This is a genomic window from Robertkochia aurantiaca (assembly GCF_020166495.1).
Classification (GTDB): domain Bacteria; phylum Bacteroidota; class Bacteroidia; order Flavobacteriales; family Flavobacteriaceae; genus Robertkochia; species Robertkochia aurantiaca.
The window spans coordinates 1-22,385 of the sequence record NZ_JAINZS010000003.1 but is presented as its reverse complement, the minus strand read 5'-3'; the positions used below and the strand labels follow the sequence as shown (position 1 = coordinate 22,385).

At 44.3% G+C, this 22,385-nt stretch carries 23 protein-coding genes, 3 tRNA genes and 1 rRNA gene; 12 read left to right on the top strand and 15 right to left on the bottom strand.

What is annotated here, in order from left to right; all coding sequences use genetic code 11:
- Positions 1-5: 5 nt before the first annotated feature.
- The gene (locus tag K7R10_RS05405) at positions 6-905 is read right to left on the bottom strand and encodes a MerR family transcriptional regulator (RefSeq protein ID WP_224483670.1); all 900 of its coding nucleotides are present in this window, start codon (positions 903-905) and stop codon (positions 6-8) included.
- Between the two features lie 187 nt (positions 906-1,092).
- On the opposite strand from K7R10_RS05405, the gene K7R10_RS05400 reads away from it, so the two are divergent.
- Positions 1,093-2,040 carry an NAD-dependent epimerase/dehydratase family protein gene (locus K7R10_RS05400; RefSeq protein ID WP_224483669.1) on the top strand — a complete coding sequence of 316 codons (948 nt, stop codon included), beginning with the start codon at positions 1,093-1,095 and terminating at the stop codon, positions 2,038-2,040.
- Between the two features lie 725 nt (positions 2,041-2,765).
- Here the strand turns inward: K7R10_RS05400 and K7R10_RS05395 are convergent.
- The 3 genes from K7R10_RS05395 to K7R10_RS05385 all read right to left on the bottom strand — a co-directional run bounded on the left by K7R10_RS05395 (position 2,766) and on the right by K7R10_RS05385 (position 3,088).
- Positions 2,766-2,849, bottom strand: a tRNA-Leu gene (locus tag K7R10_RS05395).
- Positions 2,850-2,895: 46 nt separating this feature from the next.
- Positions 2,896-2,968: transfer RNA gene (locus K7R10_RS05390), tRNA-Lys, on the bottom strand.
- Between the two features lie 47 nt (positions 2,969-3,015).
- Positions 3,016-3,088, bottom strand: a tRNA-Lys gene (locus K7R10_RS05385).
- Between the two features lie 155 nt (positions 3,089-3,243).
- On the opposite strand from K7R10_RS05385, the gene K7R10_RS05380 reads away from it, so the two are divergent.
- Positions 3,244-3,756, top strand: coding sequence for a shikimate kinase (locus K7R10_RS05380; protein ID WP_255610464.1), 513 nt, complete (start codon positions 3,244-3,246; stop codon positions 3,754-3,756).
- On the opposite strand, the gene K7R10_RS05375 is transcribed toward K7R10_RS05380, so the two are convergent.
- From K7R10_RS05375 to K7R10_RS05365, 3 genes are read right to left on the bottom strand one after another with little or no spacing between them, the layout of a single operon-like run.
- A complete protein-coding gene (locus K7R10_RS05375; RefSeq protein WP_224483668.1) occupies positions 3,753-4,256 on the bottom strand; it encodes a phosphoribosyltransferase family protein in 504 nt (167 codons plus the stop codon). The genes K7R10_RS05380 and K7R10_RS05375 overlap by 4 nt on opposite strands.
- On the bottom strand, positions 4,253-4,843 hold the full coding sequence (locus K7R10_RS05370) for a methyltransferase domain-containing protein (RefSeq protein WP_224483667.1): 591 nt from the start codon (positions 4,841-4,843) through the stop codon (positions 4,253-4,255). The genes K7R10_RS05375 and K7R10_RS05370 overlap by 4 nt, the downstream gene beginning before the upstream one ends.
- Positions 4,840-5,217 carry an RNA-binding S4 domain-containing protein gene (locus tag K7R10_RS05365; protein WP_224483666.1) on the bottom strand — a complete coding sequence of 126 codons (378 nt, stop codon included), beginning with the start codon at positions 5,215-5,217 and terminating at the stop codon, positions 4,840-4,842. The genes K7R10_RS05370 and K7R10_RS05365 overlap by 4 nt, the downstream gene beginning before the upstream one ends.
- A gap of 77 nt (positions 5,218-5,294) precedes the next feature.
- On the opposite strand from K7R10_RS05365, the gene K7R10_RS05360 reads away from it, so the two are divergent.
- Complete coding sequence (locus tag K7R10_RS05360) at positions 5,295-6,248, top strand: FKBP-type peptidyl-prolyl cis-trans isomerase (RefSeq protein WP_224483665.1); 954 nt, start codon at positions 5,295-5,297, stop codon at positions 6,246-6,248.
- 75 nt (positions 6,249-6,323) lie between these two features.
- Here K7R10_RS05360 and K7R10_RS05355 read toward each other — a convergent pair whose 3' ends face one another.
- The 3 genes from K7R10_RS05355 to K7R10_RS05345 are packed head-to-tail and all read right to left on the bottom strand — an operon-like array spanning position 6,324 to position 8,823.
- Positions 6,324-6,920, bottom strand: a complete 597-nt coding sequence (locus tag K7R10_RS05355) for an outer membrane beta-barrel protein (RefSeq protein ID WP_224483664.1) — start codon at positions 6,918-6,920, stop codon at positions 6,324-6,326.
- Between the two features lie 52 nt (positions 6,921-6,972).
- On the bottom strand, positions 6,973-7,926 hold the full coding sequence (locus K7R10_RS05350) for a transketolase family protein (protein WP_224483663.1): 954 nt from the start codon (positions 7,924-7,926) through the stop codon (positions 6,973-6,975).
- A 51-nt stretch (positions 7,927-7,977) separates the two neighbouring features.
- On the bottom strand, positions 7,978-8,823 hold the full coding sequence (locus K7R10_RS05345) for a transketolase (protein WP_224483662.1): 846 nt from the start codon (positions 8,821-8,823) through the stop codon (positions 7,978-7,980).
- Positions 8,824-8,985: 162 nt separating this feature from the next.
- Between K7R10_RS05345 and tgt the strand changes: the two genes are divergently transcribed.
- The 8 genes from tgt to K7R10_RS05305 all read left to right on the top strand — a co-directional run bounded on the left by tgt (position 8,986) and on the right by K7R10_RS05305 (position 17,273).
- Positions 8,986-10,116 (top strand): tRNA guanosine(34) transglycosylase Tgt, encoded by a 1,131-nt coding sequence (tgt, locus tag K7R10_RS05340; RefSeq protein WP_224483661.1) that lies wholly within the window; start codon positions 8,986-8,988, stop codon positions 10,114-10,116.
- 1 nt (position 10,117) lies between these two features.
- Positions 10,118-11,197, top strand: coding sequence for an LptF/LptG family permease (locus tag K7R10_RS05335; RefSeq protein WP_224483660.1), 1,080 nt, complete (start codon positions 10,118-10,120; stop codon positions 11,195-11,197).
- On the top strand, positions 11,184-12,086 hold the full coding sequence (locus tag K7R10_RS05330; protein WP_224483659.1) for a DMT family transporter: 903 nt from the start codon (positions 11,184-11,186) through the stop codon (positions 12,084-12,086). Before K7R10_RS05335 ends, K7R10_RS05330 begins: the two co-directional genes overlap by 14 nt.
- Before the next feature lie 48 nt (positions 12,087-12,134).
- Positions 12,135-13,088 (top strand): acetyl-CoA carboxylase carboxyltransferase subunit alpha, encoded by a 954-nt coding sequence (locus K7R10_RS05325; protein WP_224483658.1) that lies wholly within the window; start codon positions 12,135-12,137, stop codon positions 13,086-13,088.
- A 158-nt stretch (positions 13,089-13,246) separates the two neighbouring features.
- Positions 13,247-14,788 carry a replicative DNA helicase gene (gene dnaB, locus K7R10_RS05320; RefSeq protein WP_224483657.1) on the top strand — a complete coding sequence of 514 codons (1,542 nt, stop codon included), beginning with the start codon at positions 13,247-13,249 and terminating at the stop codon, positions 14,786-14,788.
- Complete coding sequence (locus K7R10_RS05315) at positions 14,766-16,133, top strand: asparagine synthetase B (RefSeq protein WP_224483656.1); 1,368 nt, start codon at positions 14,766-14,768, stop codon at positions 16,131-16,133. The genes dnaB and K7R10_RS05315 overlap by 23 nt, the downstream gene beginning before the upstream one ends.
- Before the next feature lie 36 nt (positions 16,134-16,169).
- Positions 16,170-16,604, top strand: coding sequence for a secondary thiamine-phosphate synthase enzyme YjbQ (locus K7R10_RS05310; RefSeq protein ID WP_224483655.1), 435 nt, complete (start codon positions 16,170-16,172; stop codon positions 16,602-16,604).
- Between the two features lie 120 nt (positions 16,605-16,724).
- Positions 16,725-17,273, top strand: a complete 549-nt coding sequence (locus tag K7R10_RS05305) for a hypothetical protein (RefSeq protein ID WP_224483654.1) — start codon at positions 16,725-16,727, stop codon at positions 17,271-17,273.
- A gap of 149 nt (positions 17,274-17,422) precedes the next feature.
- Here K7R10_RS05305 and K7R10_RS05300 read toward each other — a convergent pair whose 3' ends face one another.
- From K7R10_RS05300 to thrS, 5 genes are all read right to left on the bottom strand, one after another.
- Positions 17,423-18,223, bottom strand: coding sequence for an HAD family hydrolase (locus K7R10_RS05300; protein WP_224483653.1), 801 nt, complete (start codon positions 18,221-18,223; stop codon positions 17,423-17,425).
- 130 nt (positions 18,224-18,353) lie between these two features.
- Entirely contained in the window at positions 18,354-18,698 is a 345-nt protein-coding gene (gene rplT / locus K7R10_RS05295) for a 50S ribosomal protein L20 (RefSeq protein WP_224483652.1), read from the bottom strand.
- 93 nt (positions 18,699-18,791) lie between these two features.
- On the bottom strand, positions 18,792-18,989 hold the full coding sequence (gene rpmI, locus K7R10_RS05290; protein WP_224483651.1) for a 50S ribosomal protein L35: 198 nt from the start codon (positions 18,987-18,989) through the stop codon (positions 18,792-18,794).
- A gap of 57 nt (positions 18,990-19,046) precedes the next feature.
- Positions 19,047-19,592 carry a translation initiation factor IF-3 gene (infC, locus tag K7R10_RS05285; RefSeq protein ID WP_370631297.1) on the bottom strand — a complete coding sequence of 182 codons (546 nt, stop codon included), beginning with the start codon at positions 19,590-19,592 and terminating at the stop codon, positions 19,047-19,049.
- 33 nt (positions 19,593-19,625) lie between these two features.
- Positions 19,626-21,566: a threonine--tRNA ligase gene (thrS, locus tag K7R10_RS05280; protein WP_224483650.1), complete on the bottom strand. Its 1,941-nt coding sequence runs from the start codon at positions 21,564-21,566 to the stop codon at positions 19,626-19,628.
- 707 nt (positions 21,567-22,273) lie between these two features.
- On the opposite strand from thrS, the gene K7R10_RS05275 reads away from it, so the two are divergent.
- Positions 22,274-22,385, top strand: a 16S ribosomal RNA gene (locus K7R10_RS05275); the annotation flags it as partial.

The following is a 22,385-nucleotide window of genomic DNA, read 5'->3' as shown; positions in this document are numbered from 1 at the left end:
TTTTTTTATAATTCTTTAACAACCTCTTCGATGGACTGGAAAACCCTTACTTCTCCATTCAGATTATTCAACTCATTGGAAATCACCTGCTTGCCTAGAATCCAGAGTTCGTTCTGATGGTTCTTATTGACCATAGTCTTGAAATTTTCTATATAACTCTCTACTTCTTCAGCCGGAGGACTTACGGTGAAATAAGACAGGAAGGTGATTTTATCATGATATTTGATGATATCTACCAGGCTGTCTAAAGGCACGGTTTGCCCCAGGTAGATAGAATGATAACCCCTGAGGATGATCTCGTAATTCAGGTAAAGCAAACCAATTTCATGGATCTCGTTTTCAGGCAGGAACAACACAAATTTTTTCTCGTGATTTGTGGGTTCTGCGGCCTGGAGTTTTTCGGTATTGATCAGGATCTTTTGTTTGATCAGGCTGGTAATAAAATGTTCATGAGAAGGTGAAATGGTATCGGTTTGCCATAACAGCCCCAATTCATTCAGGAGGGGAATGAATACTTCGTAGAAAATCTCCCTGAATGACCTTTCTGCCAACAATCCGTTATATGTATTGAAGAACAGGCTTTGATCGAAATTGATCATGGCCAGTTTAAAGGCATTTATAGCGTGATTTTTTACGCTGTTCTCAGCTACGATTTCTCTGACCAATACCGGGATCTTTTCATCCGGTATCTTTGCGATCTTGGAGATCTTATACCCGTTGTTGTAAAGAAGCGTGATATTTAGCAATTTCTGCAGGCTGCTCAGCGAATAATAACGAATGTTCGTATCTGTTCGGTTTGGCGACAGAAGGTTATATCTTTTTTCCCAGATTCGTATGGTATGAGCCTTGATACCAGTCAGATTCTCAAGGTCTTTAATGCTAAAATTAACCTTTACATTGTTCATTCTTTTCATATAACATTTAAACAAAATTAACAATTTAAATATTATATACAATCAAGGAAAGGTTAAAATGGCAAATTACAGCAGTTTATGCCGGAATGGGACCGGCAAATTTCTGCAGGTTGAAAAAAAATAGGGATATTTGCATACCAAAAATTGAGGTTCAACATAAAATCAAATTAGCACAATAATGACAAAGGTACTGGTAACAGGTGCAGGCGGACAATTGGGTAGAGAACTGACTGCGGCATTGGCAGAGCTTTATGGAAATGATCAGGTGATTCCTACCGATATCAATGAAAACGCAGCGTCTCTGTATGAAGGGTTCAATTTTGAAGTGCTCGATGTAATGGATGCCGAAAAAATGGCGCAGCTTGCTGAGACTTACGAAATTACCCAGATCTATCATTTAGCGGCCATCTTATCGGCTACAGGGGAGCAAAAACCTTTGCTTACCTGGGATCTGAACATGAAGAGTTTGCTCAATGTGCTGGAGTTAGCCAAAAATAAAAAACTGGACAAAGTCTACTGGCCTTCCTCAATAGCGGTTTTCGGGACCCATACACCTATGGAGAATACCCCGCAGCATTGTGTGATGGACCCTACCACGGTTTACGGAATTTCCAAACTTGCAGGAGAGCGTTGGTGTGAATACTACAATAAAAAGTTTGGAGTGGATGTGCGCAGTCTGCGTTATCCCGGGCTGATCGGATATAAATCGGCAGCAGGAGGAGGAACCACTGACTATGCGGTTGATATCTACCGGTCTGCTTTAAAAGGTGAAGTGTTCGAATGCTTCTTAAAGGAAAACACGTATTTACCCATGATGTATATGCCCGATGCGATAAAGGCAACCCTGGAATTAATGCAGGCTCCGGCCGCTGATATCAGTATCAGGTCTTCATATAATGTGGCGGCCCTCAGCTTTTCTCCCAAGGAAATCGCGGAGAGCATCAAAAAATACCATCCCGACTTTGAGATTCGGTATAAGCCTGATTTCAGACAGGACATAGCCGACTCATGGCCTGACAGTATTGATGATACCACTGCAAGGCTGGACTGGGGTTGGCAGCCTGACTACGGATTGGATGCGATGACCGAAGATATTCTAAAGAACCTGCAGGTGAGTGTATCCTGAAGCGGAAAGATAGAATCATTTGAAAAACCCGGGCTGAATGTCTGGGTTTTTTTTATTTGTATTGGAGCAGCTGTATTCCGGTTTTAGAGATGATTGGTGGTGCTTCTGAAATGGTTTCTCCGCATTAAGGTTAACTGGTGATTAGTTAAATGGTTATTGGTTATTGGGGTGCCGGGTCAAAGTAGTGATATTATCCTGACACGGATGATTCAGGCGTGGAATCTGGCTGGCGAGAGAAGACGACTCCTCATTTAAAATCTGGGTAACGAAATATTTCCGTTCGCTGATAGCTGATCGCCGGTAGCTCAATCTGTATTGCGGTTAACTAGTGATTAGTTGATTTGTTATTGGTTATTAGGTAATGGGTCAAAGTAGTGATGTCATCCTGACACGGATGATTCAGGCGTGGAATCTGGCTGGCGAGAGAAGACGACTCCTCATTTAAATTCTGGGTAACGAAATATTTCCGTTCGCTGATAGCTGATCACCGGTAGCTCAATCTGCATTTCGCAACCGCTGCGCGGTGTATCGGAAACCTGCTAAGGAAAGATTGCCTCGCTGCGCATTCCTTCAGAATTCTTGCTCGGTGATCGGAGGGTTCGCCTTTCCAAGATCCCGCAACCGCTGCGCGGTTGTCCGGGATTTTTTGTTCCACCCCTTACCTCAGCAAGCTGCCGACGGGCAGAAACAAAAAATCCCGATTGCCTTCGGCAACCGGGATCTTGTGCTCACGAGAAGATTCGAACTTCCACGTCCATACGGACACCACCCCCTCAAGATGGCGTGTCTACCAATTCCACCACGTGAGCAAAATACCAAACTATAAAAGAGCGTTAAACCAGGTTTAACTTCCAGTGACCCGACTGGGGCTCGAACCCAGGACCCCAACATTAAAAGTGTTGTGCTCTACCAACTGAGCTATCGAGTCTTTATAAAGAAAAAACCCTAATAAAATAGGGCTTGAAAATATTTTAGTGACCCGACTGGGGCTCGAACCCAGGACCCCAACATTAAAAGTGTTGTGCTCTACCAACTGAGCTATCGAGTCATTGGAAGGGGCTTTGTTTACAGTGCCTACCCCTTCGTAGGCGGGTGCAAATATAAAACCAATTATTTAGATTTCAAGGTGATTTTCATAGATTTTTTTCATTTTTTTGTACCTCCTTAAAAATAAGATATTAAAGAGATTTTGATTCAATTATCATGGTGATATTAATAGGTTATATGGGAAGCGGAAAATCGACAGTGGGGAAATTGATCGCCGCAAAAACCGGAAAAGCATATCTGGACCTCGATACGCTCATTGAAAAAGATGCCGGACTTTCGATTGCAGAGATCTTCAGTGCCCATGGTGAGATCTGGTTCAGAAAAAAGGAAATGGAGGTGCTTTCCAAAACCCTGAATGATAATCCTGATATCGTATTGGCGCTGGGAGGAGGAACTCCCTGCTTTGGGAATAATATGGAAGAGATCCTGAGTCACAGCGATAAGGTTTTTTACCTGAAGGCTTCGGTAGAGACCCTGACCGCTCGGTTAGCTAATGAAAAAGAGCAGCGGCCTATGATCAGTCACCTCGGCGAGGAGGAACTTGACGATTTTGTGCGCAAACATCTTTTCGAACGCAATTTTTTCTATCTGCGTTCTCCTCATGTGATCGGGGTGGATCAGCGTTCTCCCGAAGACATAGCTCAACAGATCACCGAAATACTTAATTAGTTCAGGTACACTGCAAAATCATTCTCTGTGAAATCGACAGTAACGTGTTCCCGTAAGGAAGTGGAAAGGGAAATGCCTTTAAAGTCGGCCTTTACAGGGTAACGTTTATGATTTCTGTCGACAAGTACGGCTGTTTTGAATTTGTGTAACGGCACTTCCAGGAAATGTCTTACGGCATAGATCAGCGTAGCTCCTGAGTTCAGAACATCATCGACCAGAACCACAGATTTGTTTCTGTAAGCAGATTCATCAAGAGACAGCTCAGGGGTTTGTAACAGATCTTCCTTATTCATGGTTACCTCGCATAACACGGTTTTGATAGGGGAGATGTCATTAAATGCAGCCATGATCTGCTTGGCCAGTTCGAATCCGCCTTTCTGAATTCCGGCAATAATGATCTCATCTTCCTCTACGAAAGTCTCGTAGATCTGATAGGCGATTCGCCTGATCTTATGTTCTATTTCCCGGTGGCCTAGTATTTTATTCTTGGAAGCTGTCATGCCTGTTTTTTTTCAAAGATAAAAAAGAGTTCCTTACCCATTCTAGGGGCGATCGAATTATAACACCGTTCCATCTTTTTTATGGTAAAGTAAGGTTTGAAGTATTGTTCGTATTCGGTTCGGTGACCGCCGAATGGCGGACCTGTTTCGGTAAGTGGAAATTCGAAGAACAGTCCTGCCAGGCAACCTCCCGGGGTAAGCAGTGACGCCATTTTTTCAGCATAAGCCGATCTTTTTCCCGGGTCGATGGCACAGAAAAAGGTTTGTTCCAGTATCAGGTCAAATTGGTCTTCAAGTTCGAAAAAGTCTTTTTGAATAAGTTGTTCCCCGGGAAAATCGGGCGCTTTTTCTTTGAGGTTCTCCAGCGGTCGGGATGCAAAATCAAGTACATAGGTTTTCCTGAAACCGCTTTCCCGGCAATAAAGAGCCTCATGGGCATTTCCGGCGCCCGGGATCAAGATCTTAATATCTTTGTTTTGCAGGCCGTCTATAAAATGCACCAGGGGAGTGGCGGCATATCCGATATCCCATGGAGTATCCTGTGCCTGGTAGCGATTTTCCCAGTAGGAAGCGTTGAGATTCTTCATGGAGTATCGCTGTCTTCAAGGTAATCGTCAATATCTCTCCGGTCTTTTTTGGTAGGTCTTCCGGTACCTTTCTTCCGGTAGTATTCTTTCGAGTATTTTAATAGTTCAGAATGTTCGAAAGCTTCTTTAGGGGTATTGTCTTTCCTGTAAATATCGACCAGTTTGGCACCAACCCTGTTAGGAGGAAGGTCGAGTACTTCCAGCTGGTAATCGATCTGGTTCTTTCGAACGAGAATGTGATCTCCCGGATACACCTCTCTCGAAGGTTTTACCGGCTGTTCACCGACTTTGATATGACCTTTCTTACAGGCATCTGTTGCTTTGCTTCGGGTTTTGTAATAACGTACGCTCCATAAATACTTGTCTATTCGCATAGTTCAACTCAAAAAAACGTTAAGGGTCCCAACAAAAATACAGGAAAATACTATCTTGCGCACTTAAATTTGGAGTAATGATTAACCTTAAGCAAGCAGGGGTGATTTTAGTGGGATCCCTGATTTTTACAGCCTGTAGTAATGATGATGATACGCAAAGGATCGAGATCAGAGATGCAGCTGAAGTAGCCCTTGAAGACGATGCCGAGATTCGCTCTTATCTGAGTACACACTTTTATAACTATGAAGAATTTGCCAATCCCCCGGCAGATTTTGACAATAAAATCGTATTTGATACCATAGCAGGCCCGAATGCCGGTAAAACACCGATGATAGAGCAGGTATCAACAAAAGTGATCCCGGTTCGAACCGGTGATGGACGCAGTGTTGATCATACGCTGTATTTTCTGGTGGCCCGTGAAGGTATAGGAGAAAAGCCTCAGTTAGGTCATGGGGTAGTGGTAAACTACTTTGGGAATCTGCTGAACGGAAATTCTTTCGACAGTTCTGTTACTGAAACCTTTTTCACCACCCTGGGGGTAATCAGGGGTTATGCAGAGTTGTTTCCCAACCTGGGGGTAAGCAGTGGCTTTACTGAAAATGCAGACGGAACCGTAAACTGGAATGACGATTATGGGATCGGTGCGGTATTTATACCTTCCGGCCTGGGTTATTTCAGCGATGCCAGACCGGGTATTCCTTCCTATAGTCCGCTGATCTTCCGAACCTCTCTTTTTTCGCTGGAAGATGTTGATCAGGATTTCATCAGAACATCTCCCACAACCCAGACACCTGCACCTGACGGAATTCCGTCGCACCTGGAGGATGTCGATGGTGACGGGAACCCAAGAAATGATGACACCGATGATGACGGACTCGCGAATTTTGAAGATGCCGATGACGATGGTGATGGGATACTCACAGAATTTGAATACGATGCAGATGGTGATGGGGTAGTAGACGACAGTAACGGAGACGGTACTCCTGATTACCTTGACCCTGAATGGCCGAAAGTTCCCGGATCCTCATAGATCTGAAATAATACATGAAAAAAGGCCCGGTGTTTCACCGGGCCTTTTTTGATTCTTCAGGTTTGTCGCAGCAGATTAAAAGAATTTATAGGCTGCGCTCAGGATAAGCTGAGACGGCCGGGTGTCTACCCTTCCTTCATTAAGCCCTGCAAATTCAGCTTCATTACTGCTGAGCCCTCTTTCATACCTGAGGTCAACACCCCACTTCCCCAGATTGACTCCTGCGCCGAAATGCAGTCCTACTGTGAAATCGTTCTCTGCGTCTTCCAGTTCAATGTCTTCCAGATCGGTGTCCAGGATCAGCTGGAAACTCGGACCTGCAAAAATATGCAGAGGGCCGATCAGGTTTAAACCAACAAGGGCAGGTACATCTAACTTGGAGATCGAAAGATCAGCATTCAGATTGTTCGAATCATAATTCGAATTGGTCTTGGTATAGATGAGTTCCGGCCTGAAGTAAAAAAGGCCCTCACCCCCGAGTTTGGCAAAAACTCCCAGGTGAAAGCCTGTTTGTGTGTCGGATCCGATTTCGCTTATGTTCTCTCCTATATCGGTAATGGCCGTTCCGTTGGAACTGAAATTCAGTCCGCCTTTAATTCCGAAGCCACTGCCTGATTGGGCTGAAACCGCAAAACCGAAAAGCAGCAAGGCTGCCGTGATGAAATGTTTCATAATTCTGATTTTAATGTTGTTTCGTGTAAAGGTAAACAACAAAAAGCCAGAATTATTTTCTTTCGATGGCTTTTAATGCCGCTTTTACGATATTATCACTGTTCAGACCATACTTTTCCATCAGTTGTTCAGGGGTTCCGCTTTCTCCGAAAGTATCCTGAGTAGCGATGAACTCCTGTGGAGTGGGCCTTTCTTCTGCCAGTACGCGGGCAACGCTTTCGCCAAGACCACCGAGGAAGTTGTGCTCTTCAGCAGTAACCACACATCCTGTTTTTGCGGCAGAGGTCAATATTGCTTCTCTGTCGATCGGCTTGATGGTGTGAATGTTAATGATCTCAGCCTCGATCCCTTGCTCGGCAAGTTTCTCACCGGCCTCGATAGCTTCCCATACCAGGTGACCTGTTGCGATGATAGTCACATCTTTACCTTCATTAAGCATGATGGCTTTCCCAATCTCAAAGTTCTGATTCTCCGGAGTGAAGTTAGGTACTTTAGGACGCCCGAATCTCAGGTATACCGGCCCTTCATGCTCAGCGATGGCCAGGGTTGCCGCTTTGGTCTGGTTGAAGTCACAGGTGTTGATAACGGTCATTCCCGGCAGCATCTTCATCAACCCGATATCTTCCAGTATCTGGTGAGTCGCTCCGTCTTCCCCAAGGGTGAGTCCGGCATGCGAAGCGCAGATCTTTACATTTTTGTCTGAGTAAGCGATCGATTGCCTGATCTGGTCGTATACCCTTCCGGTAGAAAAGTTAGCGAAGGTTCCTGTGAAAGGTATTTTGCCTCCTATGGTTAAACCGGCAGCAAGCCCCATCATATTGGCCTCTGCGATCCCCACCTGGAAGAATCTTTCGGGATTCTCTTCAGCGAATTCATCCATTTTCAGTGATCCGGTCAGATCGGCACACAGGGCTACCACGTTCGGGTTTTTACGTCCAAGTTCGGTTAGACCTGCTCCGAAACCGCTACGGGTATCTTTTTTGTCTGTATATGTGTATTTCTTCATGTTCTTTGTTTAAGGAGTCTGAGTGACTTTCGGTTTAAAGGGGTTCGATGATCAATAATCTCCGAGCGTTTCGGGATTTTGTTCCAGAGCTGTTGCAAGCTGTTCATCGTTGGGAGCTTTTCCGTGCCATGCATGAGTGTGCATCATGAAATCTACTCCGTTACCCATGACAGTGTGAAGTAAAACTGCCACCGGCTTTCCTTTGCCTGTTCGGGACTTGGCTTCTTTCATTCCTTCGATGATCGCCCCGAGGTCGTTCCCTTCTTTGATCTCCATTACATCCCATCCGAATGATTCGAATTTGGCTTTCAGATCTCCAAGAGGAAGTACATTATCGGTTGAGCCATCGATCTGCTGACCGTTGTAGTCGACCGTGGCTACTATATTATCGACCTTGTTTCCTGCTGCGAACATGATGGCTTCCCAGTTCTGTCCTTCCTGCAGCTCGCCATCACCATGAAGGCTGTAAACAAGATGATCGTCATTATTCAGTTTTTTTCCAAGAGCAATGCCAAGAGCCACAGACATTCCCTGACCCAGAGATCCTGATGCGATTCGAACACCTGGTAAACCTTCGTGAGTGGTGGGGTGACCCTGCAGTCTGGAGTTGATCTTTCTGAATGTTTTGAGTTCCTCGACCGGGAAATATCCGCGACGGGCTAGTACGCTGTAAAATACCGGTGAGATGTGACCATTAGAAAGAATGAAGACGTCTTCGTCTTTTCCATCCATATGGAACTCATCCTTAAGTTCCATGATCTCATTATACATGGCTACAAAAAACTCGGTACAACCCAGAGAACCGCCAGGATGGCCTGAATTTACAGCGTGAACCATTCGAAGAATGTCACGGCGAACCTGAACGGTTAGGTCTTTTAATTGTTGTGTATCTGGCATGTGTTTAGAAAATTAAAATCCGTGGCAAAAATACACGATTAGCCTTCTCCCGCAAAGCATTCAATCAGACTTTTTTATGTGGCGACAGACCATAGTTTTATCAGATAGTAGGTCCGGGTTCAACCATAAGTTGATTATATTTGCCAACCGAAAAACAGCAGGATGAAATTCACCCTACATCACAGTGACCCTCTATCTAAAGCCCGTGCGGGTACTATTACCACAGATCACGGAGCTATTGAAACTCCGATCTTTATGCCCGTGGGTACGGTAGCTTCGGTAAAAGGGGTGCATCAGCGCGAATTGAAAGAAGATATCAATCCCGATATTATTTTAGGGAATACCTATCACCTGTACCTGAGACCCAAGACCCAGATACTTGAAGCCGCAGGCGGTTTGCACAAGTTTATGAACTGGGATCGCAACATTCTCACCGACAGCGGAGGGTATCAGGTATACTCTTTGTCGGCCAACAGGAAGATAAAGGAAGAAGGAGTGAAATTCAAAAGTCATATCGATGGTTCGTATCATGTCTTTACTCCTGAAAATGTCATGGATATTCAGCGTACCATAGGTGCCGATATTATCATGGCTTTTGACGAATGTACCCCTTACCCCTGTGATTATAACTATGCAAAAAGATCGATGCATATGACCCACAGATGGCTGGATCGTTGTATGAAGCGATTTGCTGATACTCCGGCCAAATATGGTTATGAGCAGACCTTGTTTCCGATCGTACAGGGGTCTACCTATAAAGATCTGAGAAGGCAGTCTGCCGAATATATTGCCAATGCCGGGGCAGAAGGAAATGCGATCGGAGGACTTTCTGTCGGAGAGCCTGCTGAAGAGATGTACGGTATGACCGAGGTTGTGTGTGAGATTCTGCCGGAAGATAAGCCGAGGTACCTGATGGGGGTGGGTACGCCGATTAACATATTGGAGAACATCGCACTTGGGGTTGATATGTTCGACTGTGTGATGCCTACCCGGAATGCCCGTAACGGAATGCTTTTCACGGCTGAAGGTACTATCAATATAAAGAATAAAAAATGGGAGGATGATTTTTCGCCCATCGATGAAATGGGAATCACCTTTGTAGACACCTATTATTCAAAAGCGTATCTGCGTCATTTGTTCGCTGCGAATGAGTACCTGGGGAAGCAGATCGCTACGATTCATAACCTGGGCTTTTACCTGTGGTTGGTGCGGGAGGCAAGAAAACATATCTTAGCAGGAGATTTCCTGCAATGGAAAAATACCATGGTAAAACAAATGGATAAAAGGCTGTAAGTTGAAAATCATTGACCTGTACATATTAAAGAAGTATCTGATCACTTTTTTTGCAATGATCCTGCTTTTCGTTCCAATAGGGATCATGGTCGACGTTTCTGAAAAGGTCGATAAGATGATCAGGAATGAGGCTCCACAGGCAGAGATCTTTCAATACTATATAGATTTCACCTTTTATTTTGCCAATCTTCTGTTTCCGATATTCCTTTTTCTTTCCATTATCTGGTTTACCTCCAAGCTGGCTAATAATACTGAGATCATAGCAATTCTGAGCTCGGGTATTTCCTTCTGGCGTTTTTTGAGGCCCTATTTGATCGGTGCTTCGCTGATCGCGGTCTTCACCTTTGTGATGGGAATGTTCATCGTACCTGAAGCCAGTGAGGGATATAATGATTTTAAGATTAAATATCTCAAGGGCGGAAGGGATAAGGACCGGGAAACCAACAAGGTCTTTACTCAGATCAATGACAATGATTACATCTATGTAAGCAGTTTTACCCCGAGTACGAAAACGGGTTTCAATTTTGCTTTGGAGCATTTTAACGGAACGGAACTGGAGTATAAGATAACGGCCAGTTCTATTCGATGGGTGGAAGAAGACAGTCTGTATCGTATGGCGGCCTATACCAAGCGATTCGTGGGGACAGATGATGACAGTCTGATCACCAAACGCAGACATGACACCATTTTTCCATTCAAGCTCGACGACCTGACGCCGGTGTCGTATGTGGCAGAAACAAAGAACCTTTTCGAGCTGAATCGTTTTATCGAGGAACAGCGCAAAAAAGGCTCTCCCAATATAAACCGTTACCTGATTGTGAAATATAAAAGGTGGAGCCTTCCGATCTCTGCATTTATACTCACGATTATCGCTGTTGCTGTTTCCTCTATGAAAAGGCGAGGAGGCATGGGGGTTAATCTCGCCCTGGGTATCGCACTTGCCTTTGTCTTTATCTTTTTTGACAAGGTGTTCGCTATTATCGCCAGCCGATCCAGTTTTTCCCCATTACTGGCAGTATCGTTACCCAATATCATTTTCAGTTTTATCGCGGTTTATATGTTGAAAAATGCCAAACGATAAATTAAGAAATTACCTCCATCTTCATTTCATAGTTTTTATCTGGGGGTTTACGGCAGTTCTGGGTGCACTGATCACCGTTGATGCAGTTCCCCTGGTATGGTTCAGAATGGCCCTGGCTACCATTTTTATTGCTTTCTATATCAGAATTAGTAAGTTCAGGGTAAAGGTGCCCAGGAAGACTTTTTTTGTCCTCCTGCTTGCCGGGGTGGTGATCGCTCTTCATTGGATCACCTTTTTTAAAGCCATTAAGGTGTCTAATGTATCGGTTACCCTTGCAACCGTTTCCACGGGGGCATTTTTCACGGCTTTGCTGGAGCCTTTCTGGTATAAGCGAAAGGTTATCTGGTATGAGATATTCTTCGGTTTGATCGTGATCGCAGGGCTGTACATGATTTTTAATGTGCAACGTGCCTATGTCGAAGGTATTATTCTGGCACTGATATCAGCATTCCTGTCGGCCGTTTTCTCACTTATAAACGGTAAACTGGCAAAAGCCTACCGTCCTTCTGTTATATCCTTATATGAATTGGGAGGAGGCGTGATTTTTTTAAGTATCTACCTGCTGCTTACCGGAGGGCTTGGAGGAGACTTCTTCAGCATTTCTGCTTCAGACTGGACCTACCTCTTACTGCTGGCGACCTTTTGTACGGCCTATGCCTTTATCGCCTCGGTAAAGGTCATGAAATATATCAGTCCTTACACCGTCATGCTCACCATCAATATGGAGCCGGTCTACGGGATAATGCTGGCGTTTATCATTCTTGGTGACAAGGAGCAGATGGACGGGCAATTCTATCTTGGGGCGCTGGTTATTTTTGCCACGGTGATAAGTAACGGGATATTAAAAAACCGGGGTAAAAGAAAAAGAGCTCTGAAAGGGGTCGATTAGTATAATATTTTATATTTGTAGCCTGTTTAAGTAACAAAAATCAAACGCATGGAATACCTGGATTTTGAGTTACCCATCAAAGAATTAGAAGAACAGTTAGACAAGTGTGTCGTTCTTGGGAAAGAAAGTGATGTCGATGTGACCGACACCTGTAAACAACTGGAAAAGAAATTGGAGAAGACCAAAAAGGAAATCTATAAAAACCTGACTGCCTGGCAGCGGGTGCAACTATCAAGACACCCTTCACGTCCCTATACCCTCGATTATATAAAGGCTATTTGTGGTGACAGCTGGCTGGAACTGCATGGTGACCGCAACGTGAAAGATGACAAAGCCATGATCGGCGGACTTGGAAAGATCGGCGATCAGACCTTTATGTTCATCGGGCAGCAAAAGGGATATAATACCAAGACCCGTCAGTACCGTAATTTCGGAATGGCAAATCCCGAAGGATATCGCAAGGCCTTACGTCTTATGAAAATGGCCGAAAAATTCGGTATTCCTGTAGTTTCCCTGATCGATACCCCCGGTGCTTATCCCGGAATTGAGGCTGAGGAACGCGGACAAGGAGAAGCGATCGCCCGTAATATTTTGGAAATGACACGCCTTAAAGTGCCGATCATCGTATTGATCATCGGTGAAGGTGCTTCAGGAGGAGCTCTCGGGATTGGAGTGGGTGATAAAGTTTTGATGCTGGAGAATACCTGGTATTCTGTGATCTCTCCTGAATCCTGTTCTTCTATTCTCTGGCGTAGCTGGGAATATAAGGAGCAGGCGGCAGACGCGCTCAAGCTTACTGCAAAGGATATGAAAAAGCTGCACCTGGTCGATGATATCGTAAAAGAACCTCTCGGAGGTGCTCATGCCAACCGTGAACTTACCTTTAGAACGGTAGAGAAGGAGATCATGAAAACTTACGAGGAACTTAAAAAGTTATCACCAGAAAAGCTCGTTGCCAACCGTATGGAAAAATACGCAGATATGGGCGTATACAGTGAGTAAGAGCTCTGTAAATCAATAGTTTATGAAAACCGAAGTTGATGCTTCGGTTTTTTTTACCTTTATTAACAAATATCGAAAGTTATCAACATCGTATTTGTTGAAACAACGTTAACAAAGTAATGTATTGACTTCGTATACAATTACTTAGATTCGCAGCTATGAAAAGTATAAACCCTGTACCCGGACTAAAGATCGATAAATCAAACCTGATACACCTTGAGAAGGGGAAGGTGCCACCTCAGGCACTGGATCTTGAAGAGGCGGTATTAGGGGCAATGATGATCGATAAAAAGGGTGTTGATGAGGTGATCGACATTCTGCATCCCGATGTGTTTTATAAGGAATCGCACAAGCATATATATGAGGCGATCATTCAGTTGTTCGAGTCTTCAGAACCTATCGACCTGCTAACGGTTTCAGATCGTCTGAAGAAGAACCAGAAGCTCGAGGCGGCCGGGGGTGATTTTTACCTGATTCAACTCACCAAAAAGGTTTCGTCATCTGCACACATCGAATACCATGCCCGAATTATTCTTCAGAAATTTATTCAGCGCAGCCTGATCAAGATCTCCAGTGAGATCATTGAAGATGCTTATGATGAAACCACCGACGTATTCGATTTGCTGGATAATGCTGAAGCGAAATTGTATGAGGTAACCCAGGGCAATATTAAAAAATCTTCTGAAACAGCTCAGAGCCTGGTAATGCAGGCCAAGAAAAAGATCGAAGAGATTTCCAATAAGGAAGGATTGAGCGGGATTCCTTCCGGTTTTGACAAGCTTGATAAGCTTACCTCCGGATGGCAGCCCAGTGACCTGATCATCGTTGCGGCTCGTCCTGGTATGGGTAAGACAGCTTTAACGCTTTCGATGGCCAGGAATATTGCTGTGAATTCAAATATTCCGGTAGCCTTCTTTTCACTGGAGATGAGCTCCGTTCAGCTGATCACTCGTCTGATCTCCTCAGAAACCGGCTTGTCTTCTGAAAAGCTCAGAACCGGTAAGCTGGAAAAGCATGAATGGGAGCAATTGAACGTTAAGGTGAAGAACCTGGAAACAGCTCCACTGTTTATAGATGATACCCCTTCGCTTTCGATCTTTGACCTCAGGGCAAAGGCCCGGCGTCTTGCCTCCCAGCATGGAATCAGGCTGATCGTGATCGATTACCTTCAGTTGATGACCGCCGGGGGTACCCAAAAGGGAGGAAACCGGGAGCAGGAGATTTCAACCATTTCGAGAAACCTGAAAGCTCTCGCTAAAGAGCTGAACGTTCCGGTTATTGCCCTTTCCCAGTTATCAAGGGCGGTGGAGACCCGTGGCGGAAGTAAGCGACCATTGCTGTCTGACCTCAGGGAGTCAGGGGCGATCGAACAGGATGCCGATATTGTATCGTTTATTTACAGGCCTGAATATTACAAGATCGATGAATGGGATGATGAAGAAAGATCTCCTACCGCCGGACAGGCAGAATTTATCGTGGCCAAACACCGTAACGGGGGACTTGAGAATATTAGGTTAAAATTCATTGGGCAACTCGGTAAATTTGATAACTTAGATGAGTTCGACTCGCCGTTCGAATTTCAGTCAAAAATGAATGCCGGTGAGGAGAACCCTTTCACCACCAAGGATTTGCCAAGCGCAGATGAGGCTTTTGGCAGTTCGATGAACAATGATTTTAATGACGACGACGTACCTTTTTAAAAACAAGATATTTTATGATAAAAGCGCCACATCTCCGCTCAGGAGGTTGTGGCGTTTTCTGTTTTCAGGTTGGAGTGACAGTAGGGTGTCTGTGTTGTTCATCCTGTTTCTTCTGTTCGCTGCTCAGATTTCGAAAGCTTCTTACATTCTCCTTCCGATGGATGCAGAGACTCAGGAAAATCATCTCAAGGCCTATGGTATCACCTACTGGGTACTTGATAAAAATCAAAAGGTTAAATGGCTGCTAAATTACAGGGGAGGCGCTTTCCTGATGGAAGATTCAGAACTGATCAGAAGGGAATGTCAGATCAGGGGAGTTTCCTTTGAGGTCCTGAGCGATGCAAAAACCGAAGCCTTATTGCAGGAGATCAGTAGTCCGTCACAAAATCAGGATGCGGTTGTACTGGAAAAGGCACCCAAGATTGCCGTTTATTCTCCAAAAGGCAATCAACCCTGGGATGACGCAGTGACCATGGTACTGACCTATGCAGAGATCCCGTACGAGGTCATATATGATAAGGAGGTGCTTGGAGATGAACTGTTGCTGTATGACTGGCTGCATTTACATCATGAGGATTTTACCGGTCAGTTCGGGAAATTTTACGGCGCCTATCGTGCCACGCCCTGGTATATACGCGATAAGAAGGAGGCCGAATCTCTGGCTGCAGAATTGGGATATGAGAAGGTTTCACAGGAAAAGCTGGCCGTGGCGCTTAAGATTCGGGATTATGTCATCGGCGGAGGTTTTATGTTTGCCATGTGTTCGGCCACAGACAGTTTTGATATAGCACTTTCTGCAGAAGGTGTTGATATATGCGAGCCTATGTTCGATGGTGATCCTGCTGATCCCAACTATCAGTCAAAGATCGACTATTCCAGAACGTTTGCTTTTACCGACTATATCCTGGAAAGAAATCCGATGGCCTACGAGTTCTCCTCTATAGATATGACTTCCAAAAGGCCAATGGTCACCCCCGATACAGATTATTTTACCCTTATGGAATTCTCTGCTAAATGGGATCCCGTGCCTACCATGTTATGTCAGAATCATACGGCGCTGGTGAAAGGGTTTATGGGGCAGACTACCGCTTATGATCCGAACACTCTAAAACCTCAGATAATGGTACTGGCCGAAAATAAAGTAAATGGCGAAGCCAGGTATATACACGGTATCAAAGGGAAAGGATTTTTTACTTTTTACGGGGGTCATGATCCTGAAGATTATCAGCACCGTGTGGGTGACCCGAAAACCGAACTGGAACTGCACCCCACCTCTCCCGGCTATCGTCTGATTCTGAATAATGTACTCTTTCCTGCGGCGGAACGTAAAAAACAGAAGACCTGATCTTCTTCAGGTTAAAAACTTATTTAATTTTTGATAATGAAGATTTTTCAAAGGGAAATAAGACTGAAACCTCAAAGCAGAGGCTTTCATCTCATTACCGATGAGGTTGTTTCAGCCCTGCCAGAATTAAGAGATGTCAAAATCGGACAATTGCAAATCTTTATCAAGCATACTTCCGCGAGTCTTACGGTTAATGAAAATGCAGATGCAACCGTAAGAGGTGATTTTGAACGACATTTTAATGTGATGGTGCCTGAAAATGCCTCGTATTACCGGCATACTTATGAAGGTCCTGATGATATGCCGGCTCATATCAAAGCATCCTTAATGGGGAGCTCGCTACTGTTGCCGGTCACTTCCGGAAATTTGAACCTGGGAACATGGCAGGGTATTTATTTGTGTGAACACCGCGATAACGGGGGATCCAGGAATCTGGTGTTGACTCTGCAGGGCGAATATGTTGAAAGTTAAATCCAGTTGAATTTCTCATGGCAGGTGGGAGATGTTGTGCTTGTCAGAAAATCATATAAATTTATCGAGAACCTAAATCATCTTAAATCGATAGTGGGCAATACCATTCCAAATCCCGTTATGCAAAAATCATTACTCTTTCTCCTTCTTTTTGGCTGTGTTTTAAGCAGCTGTAAATCGTATGATGAAGCGATTGTTCCAAATCAATTACATGCAGATGACACTTTCGTTTTTACCGAACCTGTGTATATCTACGATAAAGAATGGAAAAGGAAATTAAGGCGCAATAAATATGAGCAAACTATAAGCGCCCGTCTGGATTCCCTTTTTGAAGTAGAAGGTGAAAAATACAGAATTGCCGGGAAATTTGTTACAGCAGATACCTCATTTACAAAAGATGTGAAGCGCATTTTGGATGCGTTTAAGAGCGGTGAAAGCCTTATGCCTGCATCAGTTAAGAGAGCTATAGACTTGGCTGATAAGAATTTGATGCTTCTTTATTTTTCAACGAAGTTGATGCCTGGAGGGCAACATGTAAGACGTAGTGTTGTAGAGGTGATCATTATAAACTCATCTGGCATTTTACTTTATGATCGATCTGTGCTAAGATTCACAAATGTTATTAAACATATTGACAAGTTGTATAAAAATTTAGAAAAGGAGATCTAACAGATAATCTTTTTTAAGGAAAGTCCAACCCTGATGAAGCCCTAATTCAAAGAGGTCCCGGTATCAGCTTATCGGTCCGGAGTGTTTATCCTAAAGAATATTGCGGAGGTCCGGAGGTATTTTCTAATACCTGTGAACGGTAGGTGGTTTTAGGATCTGAGTAGTTTTTCCAAAATGCTTTCCACACCGCGGTGTTCGTTGCTGCCGGTGTTGAAGCGGGCGCGTTTCTTGACGTTCGGGTGAGCATTTTCCATGGCGTAGCTGAAATAGGCCCGGTCGAGCATTTCGAGATCGTTATTGTAGTCGCCGAATACCATGGTTTCTTCTTTGCTCAATCCCATTTTGTTCTGCAGCTTTTCCAGGGCAAAACCTTTATTGGCATCTGGATGGGACAGGTCGAGCCAGTGAGCTCCCGAGATCTTTACCTGTAATTCCTTTTCGAGATGGCTTAAAAGAGGGTAGAGGTGTTGTTCTGATCCGTCAAAGTGATATACCGCGATCTTGAGAAACTCGTCATGATTGACCCGGGTCAGTTCATCGACAACTTTAAATTCTGAGTAATACTCACGAAACATATTGATAAAGGTTTCATCTCTGGTTTCAATATATGCCGAATCTTTGCCACACAATACCGGAAAAGCTCCCTCAACTTTCCGAAGTACAGGAATCACATCAGCGATATACTGTGAAGGGAGGGGTGTGATAAGCAATTCCTCATTTCCCTGGCGCGCGATCCCCCCGTTTTCAGCGATCACGGTGATTCGGTCTTTTATGGCGCTTAATTTATTAACGATGCTGTGATATTGCCGTCCGCTGGCAGCCGCGAAATGAATGCCCCGGTCTTCCAGTCTTTGAAAGAGTTCGAAGAATTCTTTACTCACTTCTCCCTGATTGTTCAGCAGGGTGCCGTCCATATCGCTGACAACGAGTTTTACATTTTCCAGGTTCATAGGCAATTGTTTTCAGGCAAAGATAGCAATGGAAGAAGGGATTGCTGTTAAGGCCTTGTTATTTCATCAGATATAAAAAAACCGGTTCTTTTCAGAACCGGTTTTTAAAGCGGAATATATGATTAAACGTTTATTTTACTTTTTCTACGATCGCTTTGAAAGCGTCAGGGTGATTCATCGCCAGGTCGGCCAGAACCTTACGGTTCAGTTCGATATCATTGGCTTTGAGTTTCCCCATGAACTGAGAATAAGAAAGGCCGTGCAGACGGGCACCCGCATTGATACGAGTGATCCACAGAGCGCGGAAGGTGCGTTTTTTGTTTCTGCGGTCTCTGTACGAGTACTGCATCGCTTTTTCAACCGCGTTCTTAGCAACGGTCCAAACGTTTTTTCTTCTACCGTAGTAGCCTTTTGCTTGCTTCATCACTCTTTTTCTACGAGCTCTTGAAGCAACTGAATTTACTGATCTTGGCATAATTTACATGTTTTTTGTAGCAGGCGATCTTTTAAGATACTTTATTGAGCCTGACTCCAGGGTTTAACAATTTTAAAGAACCGAAAGAGGCAATTATTTAAGGCACAATTGCTCTTTGATGTTTTGCTCATCTGCCTTATCAACTAAGGTAGTATGAGTCAACTTAAGCTTACGCTTTTTAGACTTCTTAGTAAGAATGTGACTCTTATAAGCGTGCTTTCTTTTGATTTTACCGGTACCGGTCAGCTTAAAACGCTTCTTGGCACTGGATTTCGTTTTTTGTTTAGGCATAATTCCTAAGATTAAATATTTATTCCGCTTTATTGTCGGCTACAGTGAACTGCAGGCTTATTTCGTTTTCTTGGGAGCGATGAACATGGTCATACGCTTTCCTTCCAGTTTGGGCATCTGTTCTACCTTACCAAGATCTTCCAGTTCAGAAGCCAGGCGGAGTAACAAGATCTCTCCCTTATCTTTATACACGATCGACCTTCCTTTAAAGAACACATAAGCTTTCAGCTTTGCGCCGTCTTTAAGAAACTTCTCAGCGTGTTTTTTCTTGAATTCGTAGTCGTGATCGTCTGTGTTTGGTCCGAAACGGATCTCTTTAACAGTCACTTTTGAGGCTTTGGCCTTCAGGGCCTTGTCTCTTTTCTTCTGTTCGTACAGGAACTTTTTATAGTCCATGATCTTACAAACAGGAGGTTTCGCATTCGGAGAGATCTCCACCAGATCAAGCCCTAATTCGTTGGCTTTGCTTTGGGCGACCTTGGTCGGGTATACATCCATCTCTACATTGTCACCGACGAGTCGTACTTCCGGAACTCTGATGTCTGTGTTGATTCGATGGGGATTCTTGTTCTCTCGTTGTACTCTTTTATTAAATCTTCTAATTGCTATGGCTTACGAATTTTAATTAAACTTTATTTAAAACCTTTTTAAGGTACGATTGATTTCTGAATTTATCAAATCGCTGAACTCCTTAACAGTCAGGGTGCCTATGTCTCCTTCGCCATGCTTTCTGACCGACACCGTTTCGTTGCCTTCCTCGTTCTCACCTACGATAAGCATGTACGGAATTTTGCTGGTCTCAGCATCCCTGATCTTTTTACCGATGGTTTCACTACGGTTGTCAACAAGGGCGCGAATATCGTTATTTTCCAATAAATTTAAAACTTTTTGAGCGTAATTCTCATATTTCTCACTGATAGACAATATGATAGCCTGCTCAGGCATAAGCCAGAGCGGGAAGTTTCCACCCGTATGTTCCAGAAGGATAGCGACAAAGCGTTCCATACTGCCAAACGGAGCCCTGTGAATCATTACCGGGCGGTGTTGTTTATCATCACTGCCGGTATAGGTCAGATCGAAACGTTCAGGCAGGTTGTAGTCAACCTGTATGGTTCCTAACTGCCAGCTGCGGCCCAGTGCATCTTTGACCATGAAGTCGAGTTTAGGGCCATAGAAGGCAGCCTCTCCGGTCTCAATTACATAATTAAGTCCTTTTTCGTTGGCGGCATTGATAATGGCCTGTTCTGCTTTCTCCCAGTTTTCGGTGCTTCCGATGTATTTATCAGGGTTGTCAGGATCACGTAATGAAACCTGAGCGGTAAAATTCTCGAATCCGAGTGACCCGAATACATACAGAACCAGGTCGATCACATTTTTAAATTCCTGATCAAGCTGGTCAGGGGTGCAGAAAAGGTGTGCGTCGTCTTGTGTAAACCCGCGTACCCTTGTCAGTCCGTGCAGCTCTCCGCTTTGTTCGTAGCGGTAAACCGTACCGAATTCTGCATATCGTTTTGGAAGATCCTTGTAACTCCACGGTTTGGCGTTGAAGATCTCACAGTGATGCGGGCAGTTCATCGGCTTAAGCAGGAACTCCTCTTCGTCTTTAGGTGTCTTTATAGGTTGAAAGCTGTCTTCTCCATATTTTGCATAGTGGCCTGAAGTGACATACAGTTCTTTTTGTCCTATATGTGGAGAGACCACCTGTTCATAACCGGCTTTTTGCTGAGCTTTTTTGAGGAAGTTCTCAAGTCGCTCGCGCAAGGCAGCTCCTTTTGGAAGCCAAAGCGGCAGTCCTTGTCCCACCTTCGCTGAAAAAGTGAAAAGATCCAGTTCCTTCCCCAGTTTTCGGTGATCTCTTTTTTTGGCCTCCTCCAGCATATGGAGGTATTCCTTTAATTCCTTTTGCTTCGGAAAGGAGATGCCATAGACCCTGGTAAGTTGTGGTTTGTTCTCATCACCCCTCCAATAGGCGCCTGCTACTGAAAGCAGCTTCACGGCCTTTACGATTCCGGTGTTCGGAATATGACCGCCGCGGCAAAGGTCAGTAAAGGTGGCGTGATCACAGAAGGTAATATCACCATCTTCGAGGTTTTCGATGAGCTCTACCTTATAAGGATTGTTCTGTTCCTTATATAAAGCCAGAGCGTCGGCCTTGCTTACAGGGCGTAAATTGAAATCGTGTTTCTCCCGTGCGATCTCGAGCATACGGTTTTCGATCTTCGGGAAGTCTTTTTCAGATATGCTGTGTTCTCCGAAGTCGACGTCGTAATAAAACCCATTATCGATAGCCGGACCGATGGTAAGTTTGATGCCCGGGTACAATTCTTCGAGCGCCTGGGCCATTATGTGAGAGGTAGAGTGCCAGAAGGCCTTTTTGCCTTCATCGTCTCTCCATGTATATAATACGAGTTTCCCGTCGGTGGTCAGCGGAGTGGAGGCTTCTACTTTCTTACCGTTGTAGCTGGCCGAGATCACATTGCGGGCCAGGCCTTCACTGATGCTTTTTGCCACGTCCATGGGTGTGGTGTTCTTCTCGAACTCCTTTACCGAGCCGTCGGGTAGGGTTATCTTTATCATCTATTCTAAAGGTTTTCGGTTTGCAAAGATAATAGGAAGACTTTTGGTGTACAATATATATATGACTGCACACCCCTAATTCTGTCTGATTTGACTTTCAGGTTGGGATTTCATTTTTTCAAACGCTCTTTATCGGTCATTTCCAGCGCTTTGAAGAAGTGGGTGAAAAAAAGTTTCAAAACCCTTTGGAAAAACCGAAAAACAAGTTCTATATTTGCACCCGCTTTGAGCAACAGGGCTGGCCTTGAGCCGGCGGTTTAGAGCGGAACGTTCATTCAAATAGCGAGTTAGAAGAGCCTTTATAAAAGGGTTTAATTTTTTTTCAAAAAGTACTTGCAGGAATCAAAAATGGTTGTAGTTTTGCAGCCGCTTTCCACCACAGCTGTCACGGGCAGTCAGGGGACAAACGGGGAGCGAAAGTTCTTAAACAGATGACCGGATTTCTTGGAAAGAAAGTTTGAAAAAAAGTTTCAAAAAAGACTTGCGGAATTGAAAAAAGGGTGTACTTTTGCACCCGCTTTAAGAACGAAGCGCCGGTCGAAAGATCGGGTTAGAAAAAAGAGAATAACAAGTTCATTGATATATTGTTGACAGCAGCGATTTTTTTCAGAGATGAAAAGAATCAAAACAAAAATTTAAGCAAATTCATTTTGAGTACAATTTCTTTTGTTATTGTTAGTTAGAGATTGAAACATATTGACAGATTAACAATGAAGAGTTTGATCCTGGCTCAGGATGAACGCTAGCGGCAGGCCTAACACATGCAAGTCGAGGGGTAGAGATTAGCTTGCTAATCTTGAGACCGGCGCACGGGTGCGT